Source organism: Actinobacillus minor NM305 (genome assembly GCF_000175195.1).
In the GTDB taxonomy this organism is placed as follows: Bacteria; Pseudomonadota; Gammaproteobacteria; order Enterobacterales; family Pasteurellaceae; genus Haemophilus_A; species Haemophilus_A minor.
This window is the reverse complement of the sequence record NZ_ACQL01000167.1, coordinates 1-2,836: the sequence shown is the minus strand read 5'-3', so window position 1 is coordinate 2,836 and position 2,836 is coordinate 1. Positions and strand designations below refer to the sequence as shown.

Here is a 2,836-nt window from a genome sequence, read left to right as displayed (position 1 = left end):
AATAAAAAGGTTTGTCAGTAATCTGAAATCTGGCTCTTGCCGGATTTTTTTGTCGATAACATTTATAAAAAATGAAAGCCACGCAATTGCGTGGCTTGTTTTTTAGTGTAATTTCATTGATGGGCGTAAGAAGCGGTTAATTTGGCCTACAAGGAGAATTAACGCTGTTTTAACCCAGCCATGTAAAGCAACTTGGTGCATACGGTAAAGTGAAAGGTAAGCCATACGGGCAATTTTTCCTTCAATAAACATATCGCCTTTGGTTAGGTTACCCATTAAGTTACCCACAGTACCAAAGTGTGAGAAGGATAAAAGAGAACCTTTATCGTTGAATTTGAATGCTTGAAGTGGTTTTCCTTCTAACGCTGCCACAATATTTTTCCCACATACTTTTGCCATTTGATGAGCAGCTTGAGCACGTGGTGGAATTGGTTTACCGTCTTGAATAAGCGCAGCACAATCACCGATCACATAAACAGAATCATCGACCGTTGTTTGTAACGTATCTTTAATTTCAATTTGGTTTAAGCGGTTCGTTTCAAAACCAAACTCTTTGGTAAACTCTGGCGCTTTTACACCAGCAGCCCAAACCATTAAATCCGCTTCGATCTTTTCGCCGTCTTTGGTAATAAGTCCATCTTCCAAGGCTTCGGTAACCATCGTATTTAAACGAACATCTACCCCGGTTTTGGTTAATTCAGATAATGCAGCAGCAGATACTTTTTCTGTTAATGCAGGAATTAAACGAGGACCAGCTTCAATTAAGGTTACATTGATATTTGTACGTTTTAATTTCCCAAAGCCATAATCATTTAAGTGAGCTGCCGCATTGTAAAGATCGGCTGAAAGCTCAATACCGGTTGCACCGCCACCCACGATAGCAATTTTCACATCGTGATCATCATTAAATGAAAATTTTAATACCGATTCTAAAAAGCGTTTTTGGAACATTTTGGCTTGTTCAGAACCATCAAGGAAGAAGCAGTTTTCTTTTACACCTTTGGTGCCGAAATCGTTTGATTGGCTACCAATAGCAAGCACTAATTTATCATAGGCAATGCGGCGCTCTGCTACAAGCAATTCGCCTTCTTCATTATAAATTGGCGCGATAATCACTTGTTTATTTTCACGATCTAAGCCGGACATAGTACCTTGGCGGAAAGAAAAGTTATGATGGGTTGCATGTGCGCGATAGCTCACCGCATCGGTGCCATCATCTAATGAACCTGTTGCTACTTCATGTAATAAAGGCTTCCAAAGATGCGTACTATTGCGATCGATAAGAATCACGTTCGCTTTCTTTTTACCAATTTTGTTACCTAAATAAGTCGCAAGTTCTAATCCACCTGCACCACCGCCGACAATGACGATTGTTTCCATAAAAAACTCCGAAAATTTGTGATAAATCAAAAAATAAAACTGGAGTAAATTGTAAGGGCTTTAAAAATAAAGTCTAGCCATTTTAACAATTTTTTAATCATTGTTATAAATTAGTTATCAAATGGAGTGTTTTCTTGCATTTTTTGCAGAAGTAGCTTCGTTGTTGATGAACAATGGCATGATGACGTCTGGCTGAGAGTTGATGCGTTTGGCAATCACATTGATAAAGATAGTGTTTTGCAACATTTGAAGTATCAAAGCGATGATAAATTTCGGCAGGTACGTGAAGTACTTGCTCCATGACCATTTTCCATTCTTTACCGTGTGGTTTTACTCGTCCAAAAAGCTGATAAACCAACAAATGCGCTAATTCATGAGGAATCACTTGTTGAATAAATGCGACGCCATTTTCTTGTAATAAGGTTGGATTAAGGCGAATTTCATTTTGTTGTAAATAAGCAACACCCGCCTTTGCGCCTCTTAAGGCATAATTCAGTGTTGGTAGGGGGAAGTTTTTCTGAAAGTAAAGGTTTGCCTTCGCCAAGTCTTGTTTGAGTTGGCGAGAGGCTTGTAATTTTAAGATACGTAAATCTGTCATTTGTTAATGGGATTGTGGGCAATCCATCGGCTGCCAAGATTTATCATAACAAATATAGAGTTCATTTTTACTTGCACCCAAATAAACACGATCTAGCTGTGGATTGTTTTTTCGCATCCAGCGGAAAAGTTCATTTTTACGCATATCTGAGTGAGGTAGCGTAAGGCTTTGGAAAAGAGCTTTTTGTTTTGCAAAATATTCTTCTGCGCTATTAAAAGCACAAGCCCCATGTTTTTCCCATTGCCCTTGTAAGAGTGTCATTCCAGGGGATTCAGGTAAATATTTTTCGAGTAATTGTGGCGAAAGTGGTGCTAAATCACCTTGGCAATAACGTGGTTGATCATTGACTGAACGCGCATTTTTGTTCTGTGGCCATAAACCGTGAATAACCCAACCAAAGTTTTGATTGCCGGCACATTGATAGCTAAGACGTTGTGGCACATAGCCGCCATTTTTTTGTTTTTGGTTTTCACAAAAAGAAGGTGACCAAGAGAGAGCTAACATATAGTAATGTACTGGTGCTGTTGCATTTTGCCCAATATTATCTTCTGCCATAACCGCATCATAGTCTGTTGCTTTTGTTGTAGGGGTAATTGTCGCTTTTGGCGATGAAGCGGTTGTTTGAGCTGTGGTCTGAATTTGCGTTGCCGGTGTAATGCTTTTTTCTTTCTCTTTAGAACCAAAGAAATAAGAAATAAGCGCCGCAAAGATCAGAATAATTATATTGAGGGTTGTTTTTGATAATTTCATTATTTTCTCCGAGGTTTAAGGGCGACACTATAAAAACAAGCGGTCTAAATTGCAAAGGATTTTACGTAAATTTTCTGTATTGTGTAGTAGTTGCATTATTTAGCTCAA

The 2,836-nt window shown here is 38.6% G+C and carries 3 protein-coding genes; all 3 read right to left on the bottom strand.

The window, feature by feature from the left end:
• Nucleotides 1-102 precede the first annotated feature (102 nt).
• The 3 genes from AM305_RS11225 to AM305_RS11215 all read right to left on the bottom strand — a co-directional run bounded on the left by AM305_RS11225 (nt 103) and on the right by AM305_RS11215 (nt 2,728).
• The gene (locus AM305_RS11225) at nt 103-1,380 is read right to left on the bottom strand and encodes an NAD(P)/FAD-dependent oxidoreductase (protein ID WP_005826187.1); all 1,278 of its coding nucleotides are present in this window, start codon (nt 1,378-1,380) and stop codon (nt 103-105) included.
• Nucleotides 1,381-1,483: 103 nt separating this feature from the next.
• Nucleotides 1,484-1,978 (bottom strand): SprT family zinc-dependent metalloprotease, encoded by a 495-nt coding sequence (locus tag AM305_RS11220; protein ID WP_005826186.1) that lies wholly within the window; start codon nt 1,976-1,978, stop codon nt 1,484-1,486.
• 3 nt (nt 1,979-1,981) lie between these two features.
• Nucleotides 1,982-2,728: a ribonuclease T2 family protein gene (locus tag AM305_RS11215; RefSeq protein ID WP_005826185.1), complete on the bottom strand. Its 747-nt coding sequence runs from the start codon at nt 2,726-2,728 to the stop codon at nt 1,982-1,984.
• Nucleotides 2,729-2,836 lie beyond the last annotated feature (108 nt).